Annotated in this window: 21 protein-coding genes and 1 pseudogene; 11 read left to right on the top strand and 11 right to left on the bottom strand. The window is 67.6% G+C overall.

Annotated features, from left to right (window positions below):
• The first annotated feature begins 14 nt into the window (after positions 1–14).
• The 8 genes from AC1Q6V_RS20605 to scpA are packed head-to-tail and all read left to right on the top strand — an operon-like array spanning position 15 to position 8,201.
• The gene (locus AC1Q6V_RS20605; RefSeq protein WP_010811742.1) at positions 15–1,031 is read left to right on the top strand and encodes a Nit6803 family nitrilase; all 1,017 of its coding nucleotides are present in this window, start codon (positions 15–17) and stop codon (positions 1,029–1,031) included.
• Positions 1,024–2,127, top strand: a complete 1,104-nt coding sequence (locus tag AC1Q6V_RS20600) for an MSMEG_0568 family radical SAM protein (RefSeq protein WP_454751079.1) — start codon at positions 1,024–1,026, stop codon at positions 2,125–2,127. The genes AC1Q6V_RS20605 and AC1Q6V_RS20600 overlap by 8 nt, the downstream gene beginning before the upstream one ends.
• The gene (locus AC1Q6V_RS20595; protein ID WP_454751080.1) at positions 2,124–2,678 is read left to right on the top strand and encodes an MSMEG_0567/Sll0786 family nitrogen starvation N-acetyltransferase; all 555 of its coding nucleotides are present in this window, start codon (positions 2,124–2,126) and stop codon (positions 2,676–2,678) included. Before AC1Q6V_RS20600 ends, AC1Q6V_RS20595 begins: the two co-directional genes overlap by 4 nt.
• On the top strand, positions 2,675–3,670 hold the full coding sequence (locus tag AC1Q6V_RS20590) for a sll0787 family AIR synthase-like protein (protein ID WP_010811745.1): 996 nt from the start codon (positions 2,675–2,677) through the stop codon (positions 3,668–3,670). The genes AC1Q6V_RS20595 and AC1Q6V_RS20590 overlap by 4 nt, the downstream gene beginning before the upstream one ends.
• Positions 3,671–3,678: 8 nt before the next feature.
• Positions 3,679–3,966, top strand: a complete 288-nt coding sequence (locus AC1Q6V_RS20585) for an MSMEG_0570 family nitrogen starvation response protein (RefSeq protein WP_010811746.1) — start codon at positions 3,679–3,681, stop codon at positions 3,964–3,966.
• A gap of 35 nt (positions 3,967–4,001) precedes the next feature.
• Entirely contained in the window at positions 4,002–5,288 is a 1,287-nt protein-coding gene (locus AC1Q6V_RS20580) for an MSMEG_0569 family flavin-dependent oxidoreductase (RefSeq protein WP_010811747.1), read from the top strand.
• Position 5,289: 1 nt separating this feature from the next.
• The gene (locus AC1Q6V_RS20575) at positions 5,290–6,126 is read left to right on the top strand and encodes a Pnap_2097 family protein (RefSeq protein ID WP_454751081.1); all 837 of its coding nucleotides are present in this window, start codon (positions 5,290–5,292) and stop codon (positions 6,124–6,126) included.
• Positions 6,123–8,201 carry a methylmalonyl-CoA mutase gene (gene scpA / locus AC1Q6V_RS20570; RefSeq protein WP_454751082.1) on the top strand — a complete coding sequence of 693 codons (2,079 nt, stop codon included), beginning with the start codon at positions 6,123–6,125 and terminating at the stop codon, positions 8,199–8,201. The genes AC1Q6V_RS20575 and scpA overlap by 4 nt, the downstream gene beginning before the upstream one ends.
• A 192-nt stretch (positions 8,202–8,393) precedes the next feature.
• Here scpA and AC1Q6V_RS20565 read toward each other — a convergent pair whose 3' ends face one another.
• The 8 genes from AC1Q6V_RS20565 to AC1Q6V_RS20530 are packed head-to-tail and all read right to left on the bottom strand — an operon-like array spanning position 8,394 to position 17,890.
• Positions 8,394–9,449: a DUF4438 domain-containing protein gene (locus AC1Q6V_RS20565; protein WP_136227772.1), complete on the bottom strand. Its 1,056-nt coding sequence runs from the start codon at positions 9,447–9,449 to the stop codon at positions 8,394–8,396.
• 12 nt (positions 9,450–9,461) lie between these two features.
• Complete coding sequence (locus tag AC1Q6V_RS20560) at positions 9,462–10,136, bottom strand: hypothetical protein (protein WP_010811752.1); 675 nt, start codon at positions 10,134–10,136, stop codon at positions 9,462–9,464.
• On the bottom strand, positions 10,133–10,999 hold the full coding sequence (locus AC1Q6V_RS20555) for a hypothetical protein (protein ID WP_011615416.1): 867 nt from the start codon (positions 10,997–10,999) through the stop codon (positions 10,133–10,135). Before AC1Q6V_RS20555 ends, AC1Q6V_RS20560 begins: the two co-directional genes overlap by 4 nt.
• 59 nt (positions 11,000–11,058) lie before the next feature.
• Positions 11,059–12,144: a hypothetical protein gene (locus AC1Q6V_RS20550; protein ID WP_010811754.1), complete on the bottom strand. Its 1,086-nt coding sequence runs from the start codon at positions 12,142–12,144 to the stop codon at positions 11,059–11,061.
• 21 nt (positions 12,145–12,165) lie between these two features.
• Positions 12,166–14,244 carry a hypothetical protein gene (locus tag AC1Q6V_RS20545; RefSeq protein WP_011615415.1) on the bottom strand — a complete coding sequence of 693 codons (2,079 nt, stop codon included), beginning with the start codon at positions 14,242–14,244 and terminating at the stop codon, positions 12,166–12,168.
• Between the two features lie 51 nt (positions 14,245–14,295).
• Positions 14,296–15,594, bottom strand: coding sequence for a hypothetical protein (locus AC1Q6V_RS20540; RefSeq protein ID WP_010811756.1), 1,299 nt, complete (start codon positions 15,592–15,594; stop codon positions 14,296–14,298).
• Positions 15,595–15,632: 38 nt separating this feature from the next.
• Positions 15,633–16,709, bottom strand: coding sequence for a serine/threonine-protein kinase (locus AC1Q6V_RS20535; protein WP_136227771.1), 1,077 nt, complete (start codon positions 16,707–16,709; stop codon positions 15,633–15,635).
• A 38-nt stretch (positions 16,710–16,747) separates the two neighbouring features.
• Positions 16,748–17,890, bottom strand: a complete 1,143-nt coding sequence (locus tag AC1Q6V_RS20530) for a hypothetical protein (RefSeq protein ID WP_058698647.1) — start codon at positions 17,888–17,890, stop codon at positions 16,748–16,750.
• A 455-nt stretch (positions 17,891–18,345) separates the two neighbouring features.
• Here AC1Q6V_RS20530 and AC1Q6V_RS20525 point away from each other — a divergent pair, with 455 nt between their 5' ends.
• The gene (locus tag AC1Q6V_RS20525) at positions 18,346–18,882 is read left to right on the top strand and encodes a response regulator transcription factor (protein ID WP_010809554.1); all 537 of its coding nucleotides are present in this window, start codon (positions 18,346–18,348) and stop codon (positions 18,880–18,882) included.
• Between the two features lie 79 nt (positions 18,883–18,961).
• On the opposite strand, the gene AC1Q6V_RS20520 is transcribed toward AC1Q6V_RS20525, so the two are convergent.
• The 3 genes from AC1Q6V_RS20520 to AC1Q6V_RS20510 form a co-directional block, all read right to left on the bottom strand.
• A complete protein-coding gene (locus tag AC1Q6V_RS20520) occupies positions 18,962–20,830 on the bottom strand; it encodes a TRAP transporter large permease (protein ID WP_454751393.1) in 1,869 nt (622 codons plus the stop codon).
• A 62-nt stretch (positions 20,831–20,892) separates the two neighbouring features.
• Positions 20,893–21,912 (bottom strand): TRAP transporter substrate-binding protein, encoded by a 1,020-nt coding sequence (locus AC1Q6V_RS20515; RefSeq protein WP_439670574.1) that lies wholly within the window; start codon positions 21,910–21,912, stop codon positions 20,893–20,895.
• Between the two features lie 36 nt (positions 21,913–21,948).
• Complete coding sequence (locus tag AC1Q6V_RS20510) at positions 21,949–23,445, bottom strand: mannitol dehydrogenase family protein (RefSeq protein WP_010809551.1); 1,497 nt, start codon at positions 23,443–23,445, stop codon at positions 21,949–21,951.
• Between the two features lie 161 nt (positions 23,446–23,606).
• On the opposite strand from AC1Q6V_RS20510, the gene AC1Q6V_RS20505 reads away from it, so the two are divergent.
• Complete coding sequence (locus tag AC1Q6V_RS20505; protein WP_011615407.1) at positions 23,607–24,371, top strand: GntR family transcriptional regulator; 765 nt, start codon at positions 23,607–23,609, stop codon at positions 24,369–24,371.
• 19 nt (positions 24,372–24,390) lie between these two features.
• Positions 24,391–24,634: pseudogene (locus AC1Q6V_RS20500) on the top strand (bifunctional D-altronate/D-mannonate dehydratase); the annotation flags it as partial.

Genomic DNA, 24,634 nt, shown 5'->3' with positions numbered 1-24,634 from the left:
GGGCAGGTGCCACCATGTCACAGAAACGCATTGTGCGCGCGGCCGCGGTCCAGATCGCGCCCGACCTCGAGAGCGGCGCAGGCACGCTGGCCAAGGTCTGCGAGGCGATCGACGAGGCCGCCGGGAAAGGCGTGCAGCTGATCGTCTTCCCGGAGACCTTCGTGCCGTACTACCCGTACTTCTCCTTCGTACGGCCGCCGGTGCACTCCGGCAGCGACCACATGCGGCTGTACGAGCAGGCCGTGGTGGTGCCCGGCCCGGTCACCGATGCCGTCGCCGGGCGCGCACGCCGGCACGGCATGGTCGTGGTGCTCGGCGTGAACGAGCGCGACCACGGCAGCCTGTACAACACGCAGCTTATCTTCGACACCGAGGGCAACCTCGCGGTCAAGCGCCGCAAGATCACGCCCACCTTCCACGAACGGATGATCTGGGGGCAGGGCGATGCGGCCGGCCTGAAGGTCGCGGACACCGCGATCGGCCGCGTCGGCGCGCTGGCGTGCTGGGAGCACTACAACCCGCTGGCCCGCTATGCGCTGATGACCCAGCACGAGGAAATCCACTGCAGCCAGTTCCCGGGCTCGCTGGTCGGGCCGATCTTTGCCGAGCAGATCGAAGTCACGATCCGGCATCACGCGCTGGAATCCGGCTGCTTCGTGGTCAACGCCACCGGCTGGCTGACCGAAGCGCAGATCGCCTCCGTGACCACCGATCCGGCGCTGCAGAAGGCGCTGCGCGGCGGCTGCAACACTGCAATCATCTCGCCGGAGGGCCAGCACCTGGCGCCGCCGTTGCGCGAGGGCGAGGGCATGGTCATTGCCGACCTCGACATGTCGCTCATCACCAAGCGCAAGCGAATGATGGATTCGGTGGGCCACTACGCGCGCCCGGAACTGCTAAGCCTTGCCATCAATGAGCGGCCGGCGGCGACGGCAGTGCCGATGGCAGGCGCCTTCTCCAACTTCCATGGGAGTATCCGCGATGACATCCAGCGCGAGCGTGCCGGCTTCGAGCCGGCAATTGATGACTGAACTGCAGTCCGTCGGGCTGCGCCTGGAAGACCCGAATGCCGGCGCGGCCAGCCGGCGCGGCGGGGCGGGTCCGTCCGATCACAAGGCGGTCACCATCGACGGCGTGACCATCATGGTGCCGGTGCATACCAGTACCGCGTGGCACTCGCCGTTCGTGGCGCAGGCGCCCGACGGAACGGGGCGCAGCGCGCTGATGCGCGGCACCATCCCGATTGCCAGCATCAGCTTTCCGAAGGCGCCGCGTTTCCATGCGCTGCAGACCCTGGAGGGCATCCCGTACTCGCATATCGCCACGCTGCATGGCGCCGATGTGCTGGCCACCACGGTGCTGCAGACTTGCATCCGCTACGAGAGCCGCAAAAAGACCTGCAAGTTCTGCTCGATCGGCCAGTCGCTGGCGGCGGGCCGCACGATCGCGCGCAAGACGCCGGAGCAACTGGCCGAAGTGGCGCGCGCCGCAGTGCTGCTCGACGGCGTCAGGCATATGGTGCTGACCACCGGCACGCCGCCGACGCCGGACCGGGGCGCGGCTATTCTTTGCGAGAGCTCCTTCGCCATCAAGGCCGCGGTCGACCTGCCGATCCAGGCGCAGTGCGAGCCGCCCGACGACGACCGCTGGTTTGAGCGCATGAAGGCCGCCGGCATCGACACGCTCGGCATGCACCTCGAGGTCGTCACGCCGGCGCTGCGCGAGCGCATCATGCCGGACAAGGCGGCGGTGCCTCCGAGCCGCTACATGGAAGCCTTCAAGGCCGCCGTTGCGGTGTTCGGCAGGGGGCAGGTCAGCACGTACATCCTCGCGGGACTCGGCGACACCGCGGAAGCCATCCTGTCGATCTCGCGCGAGCTGATCGAGCTCGGGGTGTATCCGTTCGTGGTGCCTTTCGTGCCGATCTCCGGCACGCCGCTGGAGGACCACCCGGCACCCTCGCCGGCCTTCATGCAGTCGATCCTGCAGCCGCTCGGCGCCATGCTGCGTGCCGCCGGCATGCGCTCGTCCGACATCAAGGCAGGTTGCGGCAAGTGCGGCGCGTGCTCGTCACTGGCCACCTACGAGCGCGAGGCGGCACTGGTGACCGACGGAGCGACAGCATGAAAAGCGATCTCTGCGTCGAGGTGCCGGGCATCCCGATGTTCCGCATCCGCTGGGCGGAGCACACCTGGGAGGCGGAGCAGGCCTATCGCCTGCGCCAGGCCGTGTTCTGCGAGGAGCAGGGCATCTTCGCGGGCGACGACCGGGACGCGGTGGACGGCGTGGCGCAACTGCTGGTGGCGGTGCGCTTCGAGCAGGAATTGCCCCGCCATCCCGGCACCGTGGTCGGCACGGTTCGCATCCATGAAAGCGAGCCGGGCGTGTGGTTCGGCTCGCGGCTTGCGGTGGATGCGGCATACCGAAGCCAGGGCAAGATCGGTGCGACGCTGATCCGCCTGGCGGTGAGCAGCGCCCACGCGATCGGCTGCCGGCGCTTCCTTGCGCACGTGCAGAGCCAGAACGTGCCCTTGTTCAGGCGCTTGCATTGGCACGTCCTGGCAGAGGAGACGCTGCTCGGGCGGCCTCACCACCTGATGCAGGCAGACCTGAACCATTACCCACCTTGTCATACGCCGCACGCGGGCCTGATTGCGGAAGGCAGGGCCGTGCGATGAGCCTCGACGACCTCGTACACACCTTGCGCAGCAGCCGGGGTTTTGCGCATAAGACTGATATCCCGGCCATGCTGTCGCCACTCGGCGCCGCGGCCACCGGACGCAACGCGGCCATGGCTGTCGATGTCGGCGACGACTGCGCGGCATGGCGGGATGGCGACGGCTACCTGCTGTTCGCCATTGAAGGACTGGTCAGTGATTTCATCCGCACGATGCCGTGGTTCGCCGGCTACAGCGCGGTCATGGTCAACATCAGCGATATCTATGCGATGGGCGGCAGGCCGACGGCCGTGGTCGATGCGCTATGGAGCCATGGCGCCGCCGACGCCGCTGAAGTGCTCAAGGGCATGGCAGCGGCGTCTGCCGCTTATGGCGTGCCGATCGTCGGCGGTCACAGCAACGCGCGCAGCGAGGAAAGCCAGCTTGCCGTGGCGATCGTTGGCCGGGCGCGCAAGCTGCTGTCGAGTTTCGCGGCGCGTCCCGGGCAGCGCCTGTTGATGGCGGTGGACCTGCGCGGCGCGTTCGCGGAGCCGTACCCGTTCTGGAACGCATCGACGGGCGCGCCGGGCGAACGACTGCGCGCGGATCTCGAACTCTTGCCGGTGCTGGCCGAAGACGGCCTTTGCACCGCGGCCAAGGACATCAGCATGGCGGGTGCGCTCGGCACCGCGCTGATGCTGCTCGAATGCTCCGGGGTGGGCGCCAGCATCGCGCTGGAGCGCATTCCGCGGCCCGATGGCGTGCCGCTGGAGCGATGGCTGACGGCATTCCCCAGCTATGGCTTCCTGCTGGCTGTCGATGACGACGATGCGCAGGCGGTCGAACGACGCTTCCTCGATCGCGGCATTGCCTGCGCCCAGATCGGCGCCATCGACAATTCCCGTGTCGCCACGCTCACGCACGCCGGCGAACGGGCCACGTTGTGGGACTTCCGCGAGGCGGGGTTCATCCTGCCGACGCGCCTGGCCACGCCGATTGATTCCCCAACCTGAGACCTGCCATGCCAGTTACCTATTTCCGCATCCGCTGGCCTGACCAGACCGAGATGGCCTGCTATTCCCCATCCTCGATCGTCACGGAGCACTTTGCCGAAGGGGCGGCGTATCCGCTGGACGAGTTCGTCGAGCGCGCGCGTACCGCGCTGGGCGCCGCTTCCGAGCGGGTGCGTGCCAGGTATGGCTACGCCTGCTCGTCCGCGATGGACCAGCTCCGCATCCTGGAAATCGCCGCGCAGCGGTTCCGGGGCCAGGACGGCGCCACCGTCCGGTTTCTCGGCTTTGGCAGCTAGCCGTTCTTCAAATTCCTCGCCTTAAAGGATCCAACATGTCCAACGTCATCTACACCAATCCGGACCAGGCCGCAGAACCCAGGCACTACGGCGTCATCATTGTCGGCGGCGGCCAGGCCGGACTATCGATGAGCTACTTCCTGAAGCAGGCCGGCATCGATCATCTCATCATCGAGAAGCACACCGTCACGCATACCTGGCGCACGCAACGCTGGGATGCGTTCTGCCTGGTGACGCCGAACTGGCAATGCGCGCTGCCGGGCTATCCCTACCAGGGTGATGATCCGCACGGCTTCATGAAGAAGGATGAGATCACGGCCTATCTCGATGGCTTTATCCGGACGGTCGGCGCACCGGTGCTCGAGCACACCGAGGTACGGCAAGTGAAGGCGCGCGCTCAGGGGGGATTTGCCGTGGTGACGAGCCAGGGTGCATTCACCGCAGACCAGGTGGTGGTGGCCTCGGGCGGTTATCACACGCCGATCGTGCCGCGCATGGCCGAGCGCCTGCCGGCGTCGGTCCGGCAACTGCAATCGTCCGAATACAGGAATCCCGAGTCGCTGCCCGAGGGTGCGGTGCTCGTGGTTGGCTCGGGCCAGTCGGGCGCGCAGATTGCGGAAGACCTGCACCTGGCCGGCCGCAAGGTGTACCTGGCCGTCGGCGAGGCGCCGCGCTGCGCGCGCTTCTATCGCGGGCGGGACGTCGTGGACTGGCTCGCGGACATGAAATACTACGACCTGCCGGTCACCGAGCATCCGCTGCGCGAGGGCGTTCGCGACAACACCAATCACTATGTCACCGGCCGCGACGGCGGGCGCGATATCGACCTGCGCAGGTTTGCCACTGAGGGCATGGAGCTCTACGGCTTGCTCGACGACTACCTCGAAGGCCAACTGCGTTTTGCGCCGGACCTGCGTCGCAACCTGGACGATGCCGATGCGACTTACAACCGCATCAACGCGAGCATCGACAAGTTCATCGCGGAGCGAGGTATCGAGGCGTCGCCGCCGAGCGTCTATGAGCCCGTGTGGACGCCGCCGGCCGAGCGCACCGAACTCGATCCCCAGGCAGCCGGCATTGGTTCGATCATCTGGTGCATCGGCTTCCGGCCGGATTTCAGCTGGCTCGAAGTGCCGGTGTTCAACGGCCGCGGCTATCCGGGCCACGAACGTGGCGTGACCGCACACGCCGGCCTGTACTTTCTTGGCCTGCCCTGGCTGCACACGTGGGGATCGGGGCGATTCTCCGGCATCGCGCGCGACGCCGAGTACCTGGCCGCCCTGGTCGCCGCAGGCCGGGCCGACACCGCGCTGGCCGCCTGACATGGAAGCCGTCGTCTCGCGCCATGTGGCCGGCATGCCCCAGTTGGCATACACCGGCCTGTCAGAGAACTGGCTGCTGAAGACCTGCGGCGACCTGCACTGGCGCCTGCTGGCCGCCGGCGCCGGCCTGGGGGTGCCGGACTTCCGCGATGCCGAGGGCAATCCGGTGTATGCGGCGTTCACCGCGATCCGCGTGCGCGATGCCGCGCCGCAAACGGTCGGCGAGCACGCCGGGTTCAGCATCGGTTCGCACATCGTGCCAGCGGGTGGCGTGAAGCACCTCAGCGAACATGCGGTCGACATGCATGGGGACTGCCGCGCCAGCGTGACGATGCTGTCCACCTTCATCCGCCGCACGCGTGAGCGGGACAACCGCTCGGTCGTGCGCACCATGCCGACCGTGGCCGCGCAGTGGGCCGGCGCCGGCCCGTCGGCACAGGCGGCGGAACTGTCGCTGCTGGCGCGGCGATTTCGCTGCGGCGATTGGGGTACGCATCTCGGGCTCGATCAGGCCCGGCATCGCGTCTGCCACGCCGCCGAGTACCTGCCGTGCCCCTGCAACGACTTCAATGGCGCCGACCTGCTGTACTTCGCCAGCTTCCAGGCCATGGTCGATCGCGCGGAATGGCAATGGCGCCGCGACGCGGATCCGCCCACGGTGTTCGCGCGGGACCTGTTCTTCCATGGCAACGTCAATGTCGGCGAGTCGCTGGAGCTGATCTTCTCCGCGCTGCGCGAGGACGAGGAAGGATTGACGCACTGGTGTGAGATCCGGCGCAGCCGCGACGGCGAGAAGATCGCAGATGTGGTCACGCAGAAGCGGTGGAGGCAACGATGAACGCGAAACGGGATGACCCGGCAGGCGCCCTTGAGCTGAAGCCGGTCTACGGGTCCGGCGACCTGACTGGTCTTGGCCACCTGGGCGGCATGCCCGGCGAGGCCCCGTTCGTTCGTGGCCCCTATCCCTCCATGTACCGCGGCAGGCCATGGACCATCCGCCAGTACGGGGGATACGGCGACGCCGTGACGTCGAACCTCGCCTATCGCGAGGCCCTGAAGCAGGGCGCGCAGGGCTTGTCGGTGGCCTTCGACCTGCCGACCCATCGCGGCTATGATTCCGACGATCCACTGGCGCAGGCCGATGTCGGCATGGCCGGCGTGGCCATCGACTCGGTCGACGATATGCGGCGCCTGTTCGATGGCATTGCGCTGGACCGTGTGTCGGTATCGATGACCATGAGTGGTGCGGTGCTGCCAGTACTGGCAGCGTTCCTGGTCGCGGCCGAGGAATCGGGCGTCCCGTTCGAACAGCTGCGCGGCACCATCCAGAACGACATCCTCAAGGAGTTCATGGTCCGGAACACCTGGATCCATGCGCCGCAGCCGTCGCTGCGCATCGCCACCGACGTGGTCGAATGGCTGGCCGCGCATGCGCCGAAGTTCAACGGCATGTCGATCTCGGGCTATCACTTCCAGGAAGCAGGCGCCGATCCGGTGCTGGAACTGGCACTGACACTGGCCAATGCCAGGACCTATGTCGGCCTGCTGCGAGAGCGCGGCCTTGATGTCGATGCATTCTGCGGCGGACTGAGCTTCTTCTTCGGCGTCGGCAAGCCATTCTTCGTCGAGATCGCCAAGCTGCGCGCCGCGCGGCTCCTGTGGCACGACATCGTGTGCGAGCTGGGCGGCACCAGCGCGCGCGCCACCGCCATGCGCATGCATTGCCAGACTTCGGGCTGGACCCTCGCCGCGCAGCAGCCGCTCAACAATGTCGCGCGCACCACGATCGAGGCGATGGCCGCGATCTTCGGTGGTACGCAGTCGCTGCATACCAACGGCTTTGACGAGGCATTGGCTTTGCCGGGCGCGCAGGCCTCGCGGCTGGCCCGCGATACGCAGCTGATCCTCCAGCATGAGTTTGGCCTGTGCGACGTGGCGGACCCGTGGGCGGGCTCCTACCTGATCGAGTCGCTGACCGGCCGCATGGTGACGGAGGTTCGCGCGGTGCAGGCGCACATCGACGCTGAGGGTGGCATCCTGGCAGCCCTCGAATCCGGCTGGGTGCAGCGGCGCATCCACCAGGCCGCGCTGCGGACGCAGGCTCGGCTCGATGCGCAGGAAGAGGTCGTGGTGGGTGTCAACCGCTACCAGGAGCCCGACGACAATGGCCAGGAATGCCTGGAGATCGACGGTACCCAGGTGCGCGTGCAACAGGCACGCCGCCTGGACGCGCTGCGCAGCCGCCGCGATGACGCCGCGGCCAGGCATGCGCTGGCGGCGCTGACCGGGGCCGCCAGGCACGGCGGCCGCAACCTGCTAGCCTGTGCGATCGATGCCATGCGTTGCCGCGCCACGGTCGGGGAATGTACCCGGGCCCTGCTCCAGGTCTGGCCGCGCCATACTGTCCGGGCGTCCTACGACGTTGCGCTGTACGGCACGGCTCGCGCTGGCAACACGGAATGGCTGGCGGCCTGCGAGTGCGTCAGTGCGCTGCGCGAGCGGCTCGGCCGCGCGCCCCGGATCCTCGTGGCCAAGCTGGGCCAGGACGGCCACGACCGCGGTGCGAAAGCGGTGGCGGCCGGGCTTGCGGATGCCGGGTTCGCGGTCGAACTGACACCGCTGTTTCAGTCCGCCGAGGCGGTTGCGTCTTCTGCTTGCGATGGCGACTTCGATGCCATCGGCATCTCCACGCTGGGCGGCGCGCATCTGGATCTGCTGCCGGCGCTGCTACACGCCTTGCGGCAGCGTGCGCTCGAAGTGCCGGTCTTCGTCGGCGGCATTGTTCCGGCAGACCACAGGCGCTTGCTGCGCCAGTGCGGCGTGCAGGGGATTTTCGGACCGGGCACGCCGGTGGAGATCATCGTGAGCACCATCGTGGCTGCGCTCACGTTGTCGAGGATGCCTACGGCGTAAGCGTGACGTCCTCGATCGCCACGTCGCCCACCAGCATGTAGCCGGGCGCATGCGTGATACACAGCGGCAGCAGCGCCTGCACGGCCGCGGCCAGAGGCGTGCCGCCTGGATGGCGATGCTTCCGCTTGCTGAGATGTCCGACAACCGGGTCGCGACCTTCCCGCGTTTCGTATTTGCACCAGAACCTTCGCCCTACCGCGTGGCGAACGCCAGCCGCGGTGGCGCTTCTGGCACCGCGCAACGAACGCGCCGGTCGCGCTCCGGCAGTGTCAGCTGGGTACGTGGCGGCGCGGCTCGCCGCACGCCGAGGATTTCGGCTACATTGGCTTGCGGGCGGAGCAGCGGCCGCAGCAGCGAGGCGGGGCCTGTGAGCAGCGGCGTCACGCCCGGGCCGTGCCCGCTGACCGTGCTGTCGCCGTGTACCACGACGCCGATGGTCACGCGGTCATTGGCGTAGCGCGGCCCCCGCCGCGTATCGGCGCCGATGATCGCCACCATGTCGCCGAAGCGCAGGCTGCCCAGACGGTAGCGCTCACGTGCCTGCCGGTCCGACAGCTGGATATCGTAATCCCCGCGCCATGCATTGTTCTTTCCCAGCCCGGAGCCCATGACGCGCGCCGGCACCAGATGCGTGACCGGCGCATGGAGCTGGCCATCGCGCTCCAGCAGGCCCCATCGCGCCAGCAGGCGCGGCGAGCAGTTGAGGACTTCGATTCGGGGGTAGTCGCGGAGTCGTAATCCCAGTCCATGCGAAAGAACCTGGATGCGGTCGCCGATGCAAAGGCGCACCAGCACCTCCGTGGGAAAGTCCACCAGCACGTGGTTGACGCCGCCGTGCTTGCCCGTCACCACACCAGTCCGGCCCGCGCACGCTCCGTTGACCACACGGGCCGGATTGCCGACGCAGGCATAGGTCAGCAGGGCGCTGTTGGGTCCGTCGCGTGGGCCGACGATCTCGCGCCCGTTGTTGTGCAGGGCGACCCCCGGCTCGATATGGTCGCCCGCCAACCCGACGCAAGGATCGCCGATGCGCCTATTGACCACGATGCCGCCGGTACCCGGCAGGACGCGCGGCACGCCGTCGTAGCCAATGCGGTAGGGCGAGGCGCGCCCCACGGGATGCGCGATCTGCCCAAGGACGGACACCGCCACGAGTTCGTCGGCATTGATTCGGGGAACGGGGCGTGCACCGTCGCGGCCGGCCGGACGGGACAGGGCTTGCTGGACGAGCGGAATCGGGCGGGACATGGGTGCCATCTCCTATCGCATCCTGCGCACCACGGTGGCGGCGATCTGCGGCTGTCCCGGCGCGCGCCGGTTCTCGGCCGCGACGGCGTCGTAGACGGTGTGCGCGATATGGTGCAGCTCCGCATCGGTCACGCGTCCGCTGACCTGATAGAACAGGCGCACGCGCTGCGGCAGCCCGGGCACGGCGCTGGTCCGGGACTGGCGCATATGGCGCCGCACCTGGTCCACGTCGCGCACCACCTGTCGCGCAAGATGGCTCAGGCGTAGCCGTCCGTTGGCGTCGCGGTAATCGGTTGCGTGTAGCAGCTTGCTTTCGAGGCCTGCCGGCAGGCGCTTGGGGGCAGCCGGCATCGGCGTGAGATCGAGCACCGAGCCGCCCCTGCGCGGGCCGATGCGGAGCTGGTTGCGCACATCGAAGCCGCGCAGGCACAGGCGTTCGACCAGGATCTGCTCGGCGCAACGGCCACGCAGGTTATTGATGACGATGAGCGCCGGACGCTGCCCGCGCGGCCGGGCCTCGGCGGCGGCCAGATCACGGCATGCCAGATGCCGGGCGCGCGAGGCCGGCAGGCATTCGTTGCGGCCGACGGCAGGGTCGGCATCCCCGGCGCGTCCGCGCTCACGCGTCCAGTGCCGAACGGCATCGTCAAGCATGGCGTCGACGAACTGGTCGATTGCTGCGCTCATGCTTCGGCTCCTTGCGGGGCCGGTGTGCCGATCGCCGGAGTGGGGCAAAGGGGATACCACCAGGCGGTGGCTTGCTGCCAGGGGTCGGCATGATGGCCGGTCCCGACCAGCGGGCCATCGACGCAAGCATGGTGCGGCGACGACGCCATTACATGCAGCGCGGCCAGCCTGGGCAGGCGTTCGGCGAGCCCGGCCACTCCTGCCGCTGCCAGTGCGTCGCGCAGCAGCGAGCGCTCGGCGCCGAACAGGGATTCGGAAGGCAGCGGGTCCAGATGCCGCACGTCGACGCCGCTTCGCCACAGGGCATGCACCGGCCACGGTGCGCCGTCACCATCAAGCGTGGTCAGCACGATGGCGGCATCGAGCGTGGCGGAGAGTGCGAGCGTGTCGAGGGCGATGGCGAGCGGATCCCACCAGGGGGAGGGCATTGGGCCGAGCGCCGGCCTTGCCCCCTCGCAGCGGCGCAGCAGGGCGTCGAGCAGGACCTCGTAGCGCTCGACCACGGCATGGTCGGCAGCGTCGCCGAGCTGGGAACCGGCCACGTTGTCTCCGACCCAGCGAAACGGCCACGACGCGGCATCGGTGCAGTCGCGCATCGCGATCCACGCAATCAGAGCGGGTTCGAGCGGCCTCGGCACGGCGCCGCCGCTGTCCAGTGCCGCGCCGTTGGCCGAGAGGCCTGGCAGTACCATCTCGCTCGCATCGATGACCTGCCAGAACGCGCGCGTGAGCCAGGGCTCCAGCACCCGCGTGAGCCGCAACGCCAGGCTCGGCCCCCAGGGCGACCCGAGCACCAGCGCGGGATCGAGGATGCAGGCGAGCTTGCGTTGCCGTACCGATACGATCATGTCCTCAGCATGCATGGCGGGGCGTCTCCGTGTCAGCCGCGGTCAGGGATGCGCAAATGTACGGCGCGCCACGGTCAGGCCGCAGCCTGCGGCACGCCGAGCACGCTGTTCAGCGCGTGTGTCACGCCGGGGAATCCTCGGCCCTCGGGCGTCATCCGGTACGCGGCGACCCACGCTTCCGCGTGCGCGCCCATGGGCCGCACCACGCTCTGGAACAGGATCGGATCGGTTGCGGTCTTGAAATCATTGTCCGCAACAAACTGCAGGATCCGCCGGCCGCTTTCGGCCATCTTGGCCCGTTGCGAGGGCTCGGCCACCCCGCCGAGATAGCGATTCGAGACGATCTCGACCACATCCCACTTGGTGTTGGCGTCAAAGGCCTTCTTGATGTCGGGCGAATCCAGCAGCTTGAGCACCTGGATCAGGTAATGCCCGGTTTCCATCGCGAGCGCGAAGATATTGCCGTAGGTAGACCGGTCCAGCGCATAGCGCAGGTCGAGCCCGATGCGCTGGATGGTGCCGACGCTGCCGAAGGGACGCTGGTCGATCAGCTGTCCGCCCCGGATGACTTCGCCGATCAGCAGATCGCGGAAGTACTGGCCCATCGCCACCATGAAGCCGACCATCTGGCGATGGAAATTGCGGTTGACCACTGCGCCGGCCGGGGCCTGCGCGGTGCCATAGTTGAAGGCGCGCCGATAGGCCACCATGCGGTCCTGCCGGGTGTAGCGCAGTGGCCGCCATTTTTCGAGCAGATAGAGTCCGCGCGCGCCGGGGCCGCGCTGGATGCGCATCTTCCCCAGGCGGAACAAGCGCAGCAGGGTCTCGACCACCTCAAAGATCTTCATGCGCTCGTGCTGATAGATAAAGTACAGCTCGGCAGCCGCATGCAACTGGCTCGGGATGATTGAATCGTCGAAGTCAGGCTGTACATAGGGATACCCGATCTTCTCGAAGCCGACTGCCCCCTGCGGACCGAGGCCGAGCAGATCGAAGAAGCCTTCCTCCCCGCTGCCATTGGGTTTGGACAACAGTTCAGAGTAACGCTGCTCGAACTGCGAGGCGAAGGCGTCGCGCTGGTCGGGCGGCAGGCTGGCCAGCTGCTCCTGCAGAAAGGTCTCCCACAGGCGCTGAATGGTTTCGGTGGTCTGGAAGTTCATGATGCGCTCCGTCGTCGGGGGTCAGGCCTTGGCAGGGCCGCCGTCGGGACCCGCAGGGCCCGCTCCGCTACCGTCGGCGCCAGTACCTTCGGTGCCGTCGAAGGCATCAGCCGCACCGGGAGTGAGAGGGGCGGGGGCAGCGGCGGGCGGCACGGCGGACGTGCCCGGCGTAAGGAGTCGCCGGCGATTCCGTTCCCCCAACTCGTGCGCGATACGATCGATCGAGCCGTCCGGATGCGGCGGAATCTGCGGGGCGTGCTCGCGATAGTCGCGGTTGCGCCGGTGCCACTCGGGCACGCGCTGCTCGATCATCATCAACGCGCCGCGCTGGTATCCCGGCAGCATTCCGATATTGCCAAAGGTCCCCATATGTGGCGGACTGTGATAGACGGGGGCGAGCGTCGCATCTGCAAGCATATCCGAGGCCGGAATGCAGCCGGATGTCATCTGTTCGACGATGGGCCGCAGTGCGCGCTCGGCCTGCAGCTGGAGCACAAGCTCGCCATGCATCAGCCAGGCGAGCGGTGTCGGTCCTGCCGGCCCCGTCAGATCGAAGTGATCAATGGTGTGCTTGTCCCATACACGCCATTGGGGCGCGGGGATGACCGGATCCTGCGGGGCGGCGAAGCTGACCCCTGCCGGGATCAGCAGTGCGGCCATTTCCGACAGCATTGCGCCCGTCGGGTTGTCGGGATTGGTGATGTCCTTCATCGGTGCAGCGGCATCGAGCCAGACATCGGGGTAACGCAGCGCCAGCGCAAAGATGGCGTGGGCGGCGGCACGCTGTTCCGGCATGCCAAACTCTTCGGTGCCGTTGGCGTAGAGATCGATTGCGCGGTCGAGATCGTGCAGGACACGGTCAAGCAGGACCTGCAGCTTGAGCGTATCGGGGTCGCAGTCGCAACGGGTGACACAGTCGATGGTCGAAGCAAATCTGCCGCGCAGACTGACCAGATTCATCAGACGCTGCTCGGCAAAGGTGGTGCCACTCCCTCCGTAAAGGCCATACATCAGTACGCTGGGACGCGCAATGCGCAGGAGGCGCAGGCCGCCGGAAGCCTGGAAGCCGTCCACGAACAACTGCAAGGCGTCCTGAAACGCCAGCAGCGGTGGCGCGTCGCGGACCGGCAGGTGCAGCGTCACCTGCACGAAGCGCGAGAACCGCCCGAGCATGTTCCATGCGGTCGCGCCGACCCGGCGCAGCCCGTCGCTCGAGCCTCCCGCACACAGCTGGATCATTTCGTCCATCGCACGGGAAAGGTCGGCTTCGTGGAGCAGTGCCCGCAGGTCCGACTGGCCATGCGCTTCGAGACTGGCGTGCAGGCCGCGATAGGCGGCCAGGCCTCGCGGCATCGTGTTCTGGTCCAGCGATTCCTGGGCCACGCCCGACATATTGCGCAGGCACACCAGCACCTGGTCGCGCCGCGCCTGCAGTTCAGAGTAGGGCACGCGCAGTAATGTGCGCCCGCCCTGGAAGCCTGTATTGGCGAGCGCCTCGCCCATCAACACCAGAAGCACCGCAGCCACTTCGTCGAGGCTCTGCCCGAGATTGCGATAGCTTTCGTTTAGCTCGGTGGACAGCGCGCCCACCATCCGCGCCAGCCTGGCATATTCGCCCAGGCGCCGCCGTGCGGCGAAAGCCCGGTCCCGGCTGTAGGGGTCGAGGGACTGGCGTGCCGCCGCGACGCCATCGTCGATGGTGAGGGACAGGGTCTGATGCCACCCCTCCAGCTCTGGCCGGATGTCCTTGGTCAGGTTGCTCGCGATCAGTTGCTGCAGATCCTGCTCCACATCCGCCCGGGCCTGATCCAGATCCAGATTGGTCGCGGTCGCCTCCGGCGCAGCGATGGCCGAGGGCCGTGGAGCCGCGGTATTCAGGAACGGCAGTCCCTGAGCCTCGCCGCCGATACCCTGCGCGCGCGCGTCGGACTGGTAGCGGTCCAGCAATGCTCTCGCGATCTGCTGGGCGTCGTTGGGATCTCCGATCTTCAGTTCGCGCCGCAGCAGGGTATCGAAGGCGAGCCGCTGGCTGTTTCCGATGCTCATGGGTTTGCCGTCGGAGCCGGACGGAACCGGTTGGGGAATCGCGGGATAGGCCATGGTGATCCTCTGTTGCGTTGAACGGCGTGATGCGTGTGTTGTCGTGCGCGCCTACGACACCAGGTGCAATAGCGCAGGCTGCGGCTCGTACGGCGCTGCGCGCGGGCGTCGCGAGGCCATGCGCGCGCTCAGCTGGCCGATCACGCAGTGCGCGAGGCGCCTCGGCGGGATGCGCCCGTCCACTATCGCGTAGTGCGCGGCGCTCACGAGGTGGCGGGGAGGCAGTCCGGTTTCACGTTCGGACGCAAGCAGCCGCGCGCCTTCGCGAATGGCCGCCTCGTCGTCACGCGAGAAGGGAATGATGTCGGCCAGGGCGCGCTGGGCGAGGTTGCGGCGCGTCTGGAACGCAATCTCGTCGACGACGTCCGGGACGATGCGCGGCACGCTCAGCATCAGCGCGGCGGGTATGCGGTGCCCGGCGGAGGGCTGGTACAGGTTTTGCCAAACCCGTAACAACCGTGCGGCGTCGCGCGCGAAGCCGAGCCGGCGTAGCATTTCGGCCAGCAGGTAGACACGCAGGTAGGCGGTGGGATGCGCGCCGCCGGGCCGGTAGGTCATGGTGCGCGGCTGGGGGTGCGCGAGGAAATCCGCCATGCCCCAGGCCGCCGCCGGGCCACCGAGCAGGATGGCCGCGAGGTCCGCGAAGATCTCCTTGTGCCAGCGGCCGTAGACGGTGGCGAGGAAGGGATCGCGCGTCTTGCCCATGGTGCGCCTGAGTACGGCCTGGCGGTTCTCCCTCCAGATGCCGAGGTCGGCCTGCAGGTTGTGGGCGACTTCATGCAGGAAGACTGATTGCCACGGCTGGTCTCGGTCCCAGGGTATGCGGATCAGCGGAAAGGGATTGGCCTCGCCGAGCAGCCGCGACAGCGCCACGCCACGGCGCATCGTCGCGGGAGAATAGCCGTGCTCCATGTAGCAGACCGGCTTGAGCAGCGGGCCATCGAAGACGCGTGGCGCGGCGCGTCGAACGGCGCGGTAGCAGTCTTCGGCGATGACGTCGTGCGCGGCGAGCGACGGGCCGAAGCTCGTGCCCCGCTGCGCGAACACTTCGTAGAACATGCCGAACAGCCGCCGCGCGCGGTCAAGTTCGCGCTCGACCAGCGCCACGTCGATCAACACCCGTTGCGCAGGCCTCTGCTGCCAGTCCGGCAGGATCTGATCGAAGCGCGCGCGGATGCGTTGCTCGGCCTGGGCCAGCCGCGCGTTGGCCGTGTCGAAATGTTGCTGCGAAGGCGCATGGGGCATGTCTTGCGGGCGCAGTCCGACAAAGGCGTTGTCGACCCGGGCCAGCCGCGACAGGCGCGCGGACAGGCCGCGAATCTTTGCGCTCAGGAATCGCTGCAGGTTCATGGCCGGCCCCCGTTCCGATCGGTGTCACTGGCGACGATTCATGCGCCACGGACGATGATGGTCACCGGCCCACGCACATGCATGCGTCGGCCGCCGCAGTGTGGGCAGCCGACGCCATGGCCGCCATAGTTGCGGGACTGGGCGCGCGGGCCGGTTGCCGCGACACGGCGCGCTAACGGCGCTATCGTGCGCGCGGCGGCCTGCGCGCCGCGGCCGCGCGGCGTGGCCCGGCGCGCCGCAGGCACCAGCGGCTGCGACAGCTGGCGCGCCGCCTGGGGTCGCCGTGCCACGGCTTGCGCAGTGCGGGTGGCGGTACGCACAGCGGCGCGCGGCGGCAGCTGGCGCGCCTGCACTGTGCGTTGCGTGGCGCGCACCGCGCGTGCAACCGCGCGTGCCGCGGGGGCGCCGCTGGTGCGGGTGGCCGTTCGCACCGCCTGGGCCACGCCGCGCACCGCGGCGCGACGCACGGCGGGCGCGGCGCGCGCGACCGAGGGGAGGGCGCGGCGGAGCACCATGCCGGCCAGCACCGGCGCGGCGGCGTCGATCGCATCCTCGTCGAGTCCATCCACCAGTTCGTCGAAGGTCTCATACTCGTCGGCGCCGTCGGCGAGCATGCGCCCGGCCACATTGGCGATGCGCCCGATCAACTGCGCTTGTGGAAGAGGAATCATGCTGGCGATCGGTCCCACCACACGCGCGGCCTGCCCAATGCCTTGCCCCACGCGGCGCGCGACATTGACCGCGCCGCTCGCCATGCGCCGCAGGCGGCGGAAGAACTCGTCGGCGTCACCGGCTTCCATGGCATCGGCCACGGCGTCCTCCATGCCGTCCAGTTCGTCGTAGGCGGCCTCGTATTCGTCGACGGAGTCGATGCCGTCCACGTCCTCGTAGGTATCGCCCTCGTCCTCGCCTTCGTCATACTGGGTCGCGCCGCCTGCGAGCACGCGGCCGACGAAGTTGTCCTCGCCTTCATCCCATTCGTCGTAGCTGTCATTGCCCTCGTCGGATTCGTCGTACCCGTCGTCGTGCATCAGGTCCATCGCGCTGCCTCGAGTGGGGCCCTCGGCGGCTTCATCCATCAGCTCGTCCATTACATCGGCCTCGAATCGGTCCATGGTGTGCTCCTTGGTGTGCGGCTCAAGTTGTGATTGGCTCAGCGGGGTGCGACCGTCAGCGTCACAGGTCCGCCGAAGTGGAAGGTCCGGGGTCTTCTCGGCCGGATGGTGCGCACGCCGCGGCCGATGCCTGTGGGGCGGGCCATCGGCCCAGGGGGAGCGGGTTGCGCCAGGCGATCGAGCATGCGGGGATTGGCGACGACGCGGCGCGCGGCCTGGGGCAGCCCACGGCGCAGCGCCCGCGCGGCCTGGTTCGGCGGTTGCTGGCGTTGGCGTGCGACGCGGGTGGCGGCGCGCGCCAGCGGTGCCAGGGCGCGTGTGGCCCCGGGTCCGCCTGCGCGCACCAGTTCGCGTGCCGCGCTGGCGACGCCGCGCACGAGTTGCCGCCGGCCCGCGGCCGATAGTTGCGCCACATTTGACAGGCCGAGTCCGCGCGCGGCGGCTCGCGTGGCGAGCGCCACCGCTGCGGGCAGGGCCTCGTCGATGCCGTCGTTGGCATAGAGATCGATCATCGCGTCCATGCCCTGGCTCGCGCTGGCCTGCGAGGCGAGCAGTTGGCTGATCTGCGCGAGCATGTCCTGAGTGCCGCCGCCAAGGGTGCCGAGGGCGCCCGCCTGCCGGCGCGCCTGGCGCGCCGCGTGGCTGACGTCCCCGGCAAGGCGGCCAGCGGTTTGCAGGCCGCGCGCAAGGTTCGGCGCGCCCAGCATGCGCGCAAGGGCGGCCGCCGCGTTGGCGGTGGGGGAAGCAGCCTGCGCCACCCGGCCCACCTGTCCCGCCACGCGGCCCGCCCTTCGTGCGACGCCCTGCATGCGTCCGGCCTGGCGGCTTATCACCCCGGCCGCGCGGCCGAGGCCGCCCAGCAGGCGGCCGAGAAATTCGTCGTCGTCGGCGGCGTCGAGGCCGTCGGCTACTTCTTCCTCGAAGGCGTTCCATACGGCCATCTGGTCGATGTGGTCGCCGATGTCGGTGTCTTGCGCGGCCGCCATATCGGCCGAATCTGTCTCGTCCGTGAAAGCATCGTCGCCCCCGTCCTCGTCAAACGGGGACGCGGTCCGCGCCAAGCCCGATTGCAGCGCGGCATGATCGGCGGCGTCGTCGGCCGTGTCGCCGTAGTCCGTGCTACTGGCGTATTCGTCCAAACTGAGGTCTTCCATCAGGTCATTGTCGAATTGGTCGCTCATCGCATGCCTCCACGCGGCCGTGTGTCATGCCGCTGTCATGGCCACTCTAGATGCGGCGAGGTGCCCGCCGCATCGCCCGATGCCTCTGGCACGGCGGGATTCGCGCGACCGGCCGGGCGCGACAGGACCGGCGCATCGGGGTACGGCACAACGGGCCCGCAAGGCGGGGCGTGCCGCCTTGCCGTAGCCGGAATGGGGTAGCCTGCTTGCGCTCTCGCTTTTTCCTTGCAAAGTCACCGGCCATATGCCAAAACAAAGAAGTTTCGAGCGGCCTGTGTCAGGGAAAAGTGCAGCGGGGGCACTGCAGCCTGACTCAGGGGAACGCAGCTTGTCAGCGCGCATGGATACGAATGCGGACTCGAAGCCGGCAGTTGAGCTGTGCCGTCATGCGGGCATCCGGCGTGCCGTTCGCTCGTCGTCGTGTTGCCAGGCGGAACGACAAGAAGGAAAAAACCATGCTTCACAGATTCCGCCGGGGGGCGCTGCTGGCACCGTACAGCGCATTAGGGGATTCGCCCACGGCCGGGTACGGGGCGGCGGCAATCCGGTCGGGCAGTTGGGGGAGAGAGGTCTGCGAGGTCGAACTGGGCGGCCGGCGATGTCGGTTGCTGCAGGTAGGCGGCCTGCGTGCGCCACGCGGGGGGGCGTACGGGGAAGGCGAGATTACCCAGTTCGAGTTCGAGGGGAACTATTACGCCCTGATCGCTGATCCGGTGGCCGTGCCGGCGGCCGCGCCGCTGCCGGCCGGCGAGCCGCGTCCCGCCGTCCCCGATGTGCGAAGCGTGTTGACCGTGCGCGAACTGCAGATCGTGCAACTCGTCTGCATGGGCTATTTGACTAAGCAGATCGCGGGCCGGCTTCATATCAGCGAATTTACCGTCCGCTCGTATCTCAAGACGATCTACTGCAAACTCGGTGTCCGATCGCGCGCGGCGATGGTGTTCTGCTATATGCAGGCATGCGCTGGAGGCGCGGACGGCGCCCAAACCTGACGGCGGTCCGGTATCGGCTAACCGGAAGGAACGACACGATTTTTCAGGCAGACATCGACGGGTGCACGAAAGACTGCATTCACAGGAACCCGATCGAGAACCAAGGCACCAGTGTCAGCAGCAGCAAAGCCACCAGCAGCGCCGCCATGTGCGGCCAGACCCGCGGCATGGCCACGTCAGGCGAGACCCGCCCGATGGCGCAAGCCGCGTAGAAGCCGACGCCGAACGGTGGCGCAAACAGGCCCAGGCCCATGGCGAAGATCACCACCATGGCGTAGTGGACTTCATGCACGCCGACGATCTTTGCGATCGGGAACAGAAGCGGGCCGAACAGCACGATGGCCGGGATGCCTTCAAGCAGGCTGCCGAGCAGGACGAATGCCAGCGCCGACACCAGCAGGAATCCGGTCTTGCCGCCCGGCACGGCGGACATGATCTTCACCAGGTCGCCGGCGAAGCCCGATTGCGTCAGCGCCCACGCCATTGTGGTGGCGCAGCCGACGATCAGCAGGATCGCGCCGGACAGCGCAGCGGTATCGACCAGCATCGGGTAGATGCTGCCCCAGTGGAAGCGCCGGTAGACGAAGATGCCGGCGAGCACTGCGTAGAAGATGCCGATGGTGGACACTTCGGTCGCGGTGGCCACGCCTTCCACTACCGCGGTGCGGATGATCACGGGCAAGGCCAGGGCCGGCAGGGCCACCAGCAGCGATTTCACGATCACGGCGCGCGTAGGGCGTACCACCGTGCTCATGTCTTCCTTGCGCGTCTGGAACCAGACTACGCAGGCCATCATGACCAGGCCCACGGCCGCAGGCATCAGGCCGCCGATGAAGAGCGAGGTGATCGACACACCGGTGACCGATCCCACCGTGATCAGCACGATGCTGGGCGGGATCGTTTCGGACATCGCGCCGGACGCCGACAACAATCCGATCAGGTCACCGTCCCTGGCGCCGCGCTGCTTCATTTCCGGGAACAGCGCGGGCGCGACCGCTGCCATGTCGGCTGCCTTTGCGCCGGAGATGCCGGACACGATATACATCGCGCCGAGCAGCACGTACTGCAGGCCGCCGCGCATATGCCCGATCAGGTTGGCGAGGAAACTGATCATGGCGCGCGCCAGTCCGGTCATCTCGATCAGCGCGCCCAGGAAGACAAAGAGCGGCACGGCGAGCAGGATCAGGTGCGACATGCCTTCCTGCATGCGGTTCGGGACGATCGACAGCGGGGTCGTGGTGGTGAAGGCCAGGTAGCACATGGTGGCCAGGCCGAAGGCAAAGGCGATCGGCACGCCAATGGCGACGCATACCACCAGCACCAGCAGGAAGAAGATCACCAGGTTGATGTTGCCGAGTTCTGCCAGCACCGGGGACAAGGCCCACAAGATTGCCCCGATTACGCCCACCGCCACGCCGCTGACGAGAACCCGTTTACAGTCGGCCTGCGCGACCAGCCGGATGACGGCCGTCGCCAGCATCAGCAGCGCGCCGGCGAGCACCGCCGCGGAGCGATAGCCCTCGCTGATCTCCAGCGTTGGCGACGAGACTTCGATGTGTTCACTCAGGTGCTCGTAGGCCGGCCAGACCAGCATCAGCAGGAACGCCACCACCAGCCACATGCCAAAGGCATCGAGCCACGCGCGCCTGCCCGGCGCCAGGTCCTTGATGAAGGTGGTCAGTTGCATATGCGCGCTGCGCTGCAGCGCAATGATGGCGCCCAGCATCGCCAGCCAGAGGAACAGGATGCTGGCCAGTTCATCGGTCCAGGGGATCGGCGCATGCAGGACATAGCGCGCGAAGGCGCCACCGCCCAGGATGGCGATCTCGGCAAGCACGATCAGCGCGGCCGGAATCTCCACGACCCAGCGCATGGCGCGGCCCCACACGGCAAGGGCGGCGCCTGGTTCCTGCGGTGCGCCAGCGAAGGTTTCGGCAGTGTGCTCCATCGTCGTGTCTCCATGCGGCACGCGCTGAGGCGCGGCTTCTCGTTCAGTCTGGTGGTATGGCGTCAGGCCAGGCGGCCCGCGTATTTCTCGAGCTTGGCCCAGGCTTCCTCGCCGTACTTCTTCTTCCACTCGGTGTAGAAGCCCGCGCTTTGCAGCAACTGGCGGAAGGGCGCGGGATCGGGCCGGTTCAGCGTGATGCCGAGCTTGCCCAGTTCCGCCTGCGCATCGACATTCAGCCTGGCGATGTCTTCGCGCTGGCGCAGCGCCGCGCTGTCGAAATGGGTGGCGATGGTCGCCTGCACTTCCTTGGGCAGCGCCTGGAATTTCCTGGCGTTGCCGAAGATGAAGTGGCCATCCCAGGTATGCGCGGTAAGCGAGCAGAACTTCTGGACTTCGTACAGCTTGGCGCTGCGGATCAGGGCCAGCGGGTTTTCCTGGCCGTCCACCACCCGCGTCTGCAGCGCGGAGTAGAGCTCGCCGAACGGAATGGCGGTGGGCGCGGCGCCAAGCGCCTTGAACATCGAGATCCAGAGCGGGATGCCGGGAACGCGGATCTTGAAGCCCTTCAGGTCCGCAGGGGTCTGAACCGGCCGGCTGGCCGAGGTGATATTGCGGTAGCCGTTGTCCAGGCACTTTTCAAACACGTGCAGGTTGACCTTGCCCAGCGCTGCCCGCACGTGCGCGCCGACGTCGCCATCCATGGCCGCCCAGACCGTGGCGTAGTCCTTGAAGGCAAAGGCGACACCGTTGATGCCGGCGGTCGGCACCAGCGTCTGCAGGTTGGTGCCGGCAGTGGACATGAAATCCATGGCTCCGGCGCGGGTCTGCGAGATCATGTCGGGCTCGCTGCCCAACTGACTGGCGGGATACACCTGGAGATCCACCTTGCCGCCGGTGTCCTTGCGGATGGCCTCCGCGGCTTCCTTGATGCGCAGTGTGCCCGGATGGTCCGCAGGAAACGCCGTGCCGTACTTGAGCCGGATGCCGGCGCCCTGGGCAAGGCCGTGGCGTACCGGCAATGCGAGCGCGAGACTGCCTGCGGCCAGGGCGCCGAACTGGCGGCGTGTCAGGGAGAAAGTCATGGTGATGTGTGCTCCTGTATTGAAAGATCTGGCGCCTTATTGGCGCGGCGGCATGGACAGCAATGCCGCCGCGCCGCGGTTTGCCAGTGCCGCCAGGTAAGCGGCAAGGCGGGCGGCAAGGGGCGCAGGCCACGGCGTGGTGCCAAAGACGGCGGCATGGCCGAGCGCCTGGCGCGCGGCATCGGCGTCGCAGCCTGCGCTGCGCAGGCGATCGGCCAATGCCGCGGCGCCGGGGTCGCTGATCGCAAGTACCTCGCCGCAGTCGCTGCGGCCGGTTCGCAGGTAATGCAGCCACATCGCCAGCGCACGCTCAAGGAATGGCCGTTCGACGCCCGCGCTGCAGCTTTCGCGCAAGGCGGGCAGCCAGCGCACGGGGATCTTCTGCGTGCCATCCGTCGCGATCTGTGCGGTCAGGTGGGCGAGGGCGGTATTCTCGAAGCGATGCAGCAGTTCGCGACAGTAGCGGTCGACGTCATAGCCTGGCGGCGCCGCAACAGTGGCGCGCAAGTCTTGCATTACGCCCCGCGCGAATGCGGCGGCAGCGGGATTCGCCATGACGTCTGCGATGCTGGAAAATCCGCCAAGCTGACCGGCATAGGCCATTGCCGAATGGGTGCCGTTGAGCAGGCGCAGCTTCATTGCCTGGTAAGGCCGGACATCGGTCGTCAGCAGCGCGCCACCGGCTTCCCATGCGGGCCGTGGTCCCGCGAAACGGTCTTCGATGACCCATTGCGTGAAGGGCTCGCACACGACGGCGGCTTCGTCGCGCACGCCGAGCAGCCGGCTGGCCAGGTCGAGCGATGCTGTGCTGGCGGCCGGCACGATCCGGTCGACCATTGAATTGGGCAGTGCGATCTCGTCCTCGATGCGCCGTGGCAGGTTTGGATCGGACAGTTCCGCGAACTGTGCAAGCAGCCGACGCAAGGTGTCGCCGTTGCCCGCCATGTTGTCGCAGCACACCACGCTGAGCGGGGCGCCGCGCGGCCGGCGGCGTATGCCCGCCGCAAGGATGCCGAGGGTGCTGCGGGGGCGCTCCGGGTTGGCCAGGTCGTGGCGGATGTCTTCATCGCCGAGGTCGAGCCCGGTCGTTGACGGGAGCTGGCTGTAACCCTTCTCGGTCACGGTGCTGGTGACGACGCTGACCGCCGGGTCAGCGATGGCGTCGATTACCTGCTTCAGGGCCTGTGGCGCATACAGCGACGCAACCACGGCACCGACGATCCGTGTGTGGCTGGCATCGCCATGACGCTCGGTGACCGAATAGAGATGGTCCTGGGCTTGCAGCGTGTTGCCCGTGGCGGGGCTGCGCAAGCTGACGCCGATGATTCCCCACCGGGTATCGCCCTGCGCCAGGGCGGCTTCGGTGTACAGCGCCTGGTGGGCGCGGTGGAATGCACCCAGACCCAGATGCACGATGCCCCGGCCCAGGCCGGAGCGATCGTAGCGAGGACGCTCGACCCCGGCACGCACCTTGAGAAGGGCTTCTTGTGAGAGGCGCTGATGGCGTGCTGCCGTGGCGGAAATGGGCTGCATATCGATATAGGCTCACATTTCTCTGGTTGCTGCCATGGTAGTGCGGCGGTGTTGTGCACTGTAGTCGCGAGTATTTGGCGAATCCATGCGGGTTTACGCCGAACCATTGGGAAAATGGCGACGTGCTACCATGGCAGTGATACTCAAATAACCGACCCCAAATGCGCGCCTCCCGTATCTCGCTTGTCCGCGAAAATTCCCAGGAAGCCTTCAATGCCGAAGAGGTCCTGACCCGTGCGCTGGCTGGATTCCAGCTGGAAAAGGACCGCTCCTACACCGCCCAGGTCCATGCGATGTTGCAGCGAGCCATCGTGCGCGGCACGCTGCCCCCGCGCATGGCGCTGTCGGAAGCGGCGATCTCCCAGGCAATCGAGGTCAGCCGCACGCCGGTACGTGAAGCGCTGGCCATGCTGGCAGACGAGCAGCTAGTGCAGATCTACCGGCAGGTCGGCACCATCGTTGCGCCGGTGCGCACTTCGCTGATCGAGGAGGGACGCTTCGTGCGCTGCACGCTGGAATGCGCCAATCACGTGCAGCTGGCGCTGTCCATCACGAGCGAGCAACTGGCGGAGTTCGGCAGCATCGTCGAGCGCCAGCGCGCCGCCGTCGCTGGCAACCAGACCGACTTGTTCTCGGAGCTGGATGAGCTGATGCACCGCAGGCTGTTCGAGTTTGCGGGCCGGCACAACGTCTGGGCCATGCTCGAGCCCATCAAGCGGCATTTCGACCGGGTGCGCTGGCTGCTGCTGGGCCGGGTGGCCGACCACGCCAGCCGCGCGCTGCAGGAGCACGAGCAGATGCTGGCGCAGATGGCGGCACGCGATGTCGCGGGCCTCGGGGCCAGCGTCGCTTCGCATATCAACCACATCACCGAGCACCTCCAGGCGTTGCGCAAGCAGGCGCCGGAGAGCTATTTCACTGACTGACCTCGCGGGGGAAGGCGACTTGAAGATCGAATCGGTACAAACCATTGTCACCTGTCCGGGGCGCAACTTTGTCACGGTCAAGGTGATGACGGATGAAGGCGTCCATGGCCTGGGCGATGCCACGCTCAACGGGCGGGAACTGGCGGTCCAGGCCTATCTGGACGAGCACGTGATTCCGTGCCTGATCGGGCGCGATCCCCGCAACCTCGAGGACATCTGGCAATACCTGTATCGGGGGGGGGGGGGGGGGGGGGGGGGGGGGG

The organism is Cupriavidus sp. GW823-FHT07B10 (assembly GCF_058794355.1).
The sequence above is the reverse complement of the archived record's forward strand: the minus strand, read 5'-3'. Positions and strand labels throughout refer to the sequence as shown.

Coding starts and splice junctions, on each gene's coding strand:
- AC1Q6V_RS20590 (WP_010811745.1), top strand. CDS start 2,675: ATGAGCCTCGACGACCTCGTACACACCTTGCGCAGCAGCCGGGGTTTT.
- AC1Q6V_RS20510 (WP_010809551.1), bottom strand. CDS start 23,445: ATGCAGCCCATTTCCGCCACGGCAGCACGCCATCAGCGCCTCTCACAA.
- AC1Q6V_RS20600 (WP_454751079.1), top strand. CDS start 1,024: ATGACTGAACTGCAGTCCGTCGGGCTGCGCCTGGAAGACCCGAATGCC.
- AC1Q6V_RS20535 (WP_136227771.1), bottom strand. CDS start 16,709: ATGGACCGATTCGAGGCCGATGTAATGGACGAGCTGATGGATGAAGCC.
- AC1Q6V_RS20505 (WP_011615407.1), top strand. CDS start 23,607: ATGCGCGCCTCCCGTATCTCGCTTGTCCGCGAAAATTCCCAGGAAGCC.
- AC1Q6V_RS20575 (WP_454751081.1), top strand. CDS start 5,290: ATGGAAGCCGTCGTCTCGCGCCATGTGGCCGGCATGCCCCAGTTGGCA.
- AC1Q6V_RS20585 (WP_010811746.1), top strand. CDS start 3,679: ATGCCAGTTACCTATTTCCGCATCCGCTGGCCTGACCAGACCGAGATG.
- AC1Q6V_RS20550 (WP_010811754.1), bottom strand. CDS start 12,144: ATGAACTTCCAGACCACCGAAACCATTCAGCGCCTGTGGGAGACCTTT.
- AC1Q6V_RS20515 (WP_439670574.1), bottom strand. CDS start 21,912: ATGACTTTCTCCCTGACACGCCGCCAGTTCGGCGCCCTGGCCGCAGGC.
- AC1Q6V_RS20540 (WP_010811756.1), bottom strand. CDS start 15,594: ATGAACCTGCAGCGATTCCTGAGCGCAAAGATTCGCGGCCTGTCCGCG.
- AC1Q6V_RS20525 (WP_010809554.1), top strand. CDS start 18,346: ATGCTTCACAGATTCCGCCGGGGGGCGCTGCTGGCACCGTACAGCGCA.
- AC1Q6V_RS20565 (WP_136227772.1), bottom strand. CDS start 9,449: ATGTCCCGCCCGATTCCGCTCGTCCAGCAAGCCCTGTCCCGTCCGGCC.
- AC1Q6V_RS20580 (WP_010811747.1), top strand. CDS start 4,002: ATGTCCAACGTCATCTACACCAATCCGGACCAGGCCGCAGAACCCAGG.
- AC1Q6V_RS20605 (WP_010811742.1), top strand. CDS start 15: ATGTCACAGAAACGCATTGTGCGCGCGGCCGCGGTCCAGATCGCGCCC.
- AC1Q6V_RS20520 (WP_454751393.1), bottom strand. CDS start 20,830: ATGGAGCACACTGCCGAAACCTTCGCTGGCGCACCGCAGGAACCAGGC.
- AC1Q6V_RS20560 (WP_010811752.1), bottom strand. CDS start 10,136: ATGAGCGCAGCAATCGACCAGTTCGTCGACGCCATGCTTGACGATGCC.
- AC1Q6V_RS20545 (WP_011615415.1), bottom strand. CDS start 14,244: ATGGCCTATCCCGCGATTCCCCAACCGGTTCCGTCCGGCTCCGACGGC.
- AC1Q6V_RS20530 (WP_058698647.1), bottom strand. CDS start 17,890: ATGAGCGACCAATTCGACAATGACCTGATGGAAGACCTCAGTTTGGAC.
- AC1Q6V_RS20555 (WP_011615416.1), bottom strand. CDS start 10,999: ATGCATGCTGAGGACATGATCGTATCGGTACGGCAACGCAAGCTCGCC.
- AC1Q6V_RS20595 (WP_454751080.1), top strand. CDS start 2,124: ATGAAAAGCGATCTCTGCGTCGAGGTGCCGGGCATCCCGATGTTCCGC.
- scpA (WP_454751082.1), top strand. CDS start 6,123: ATGAACGCGAAACGGGATGACCCGGCAGGCGCCCTTGAGCTGAAGCCG.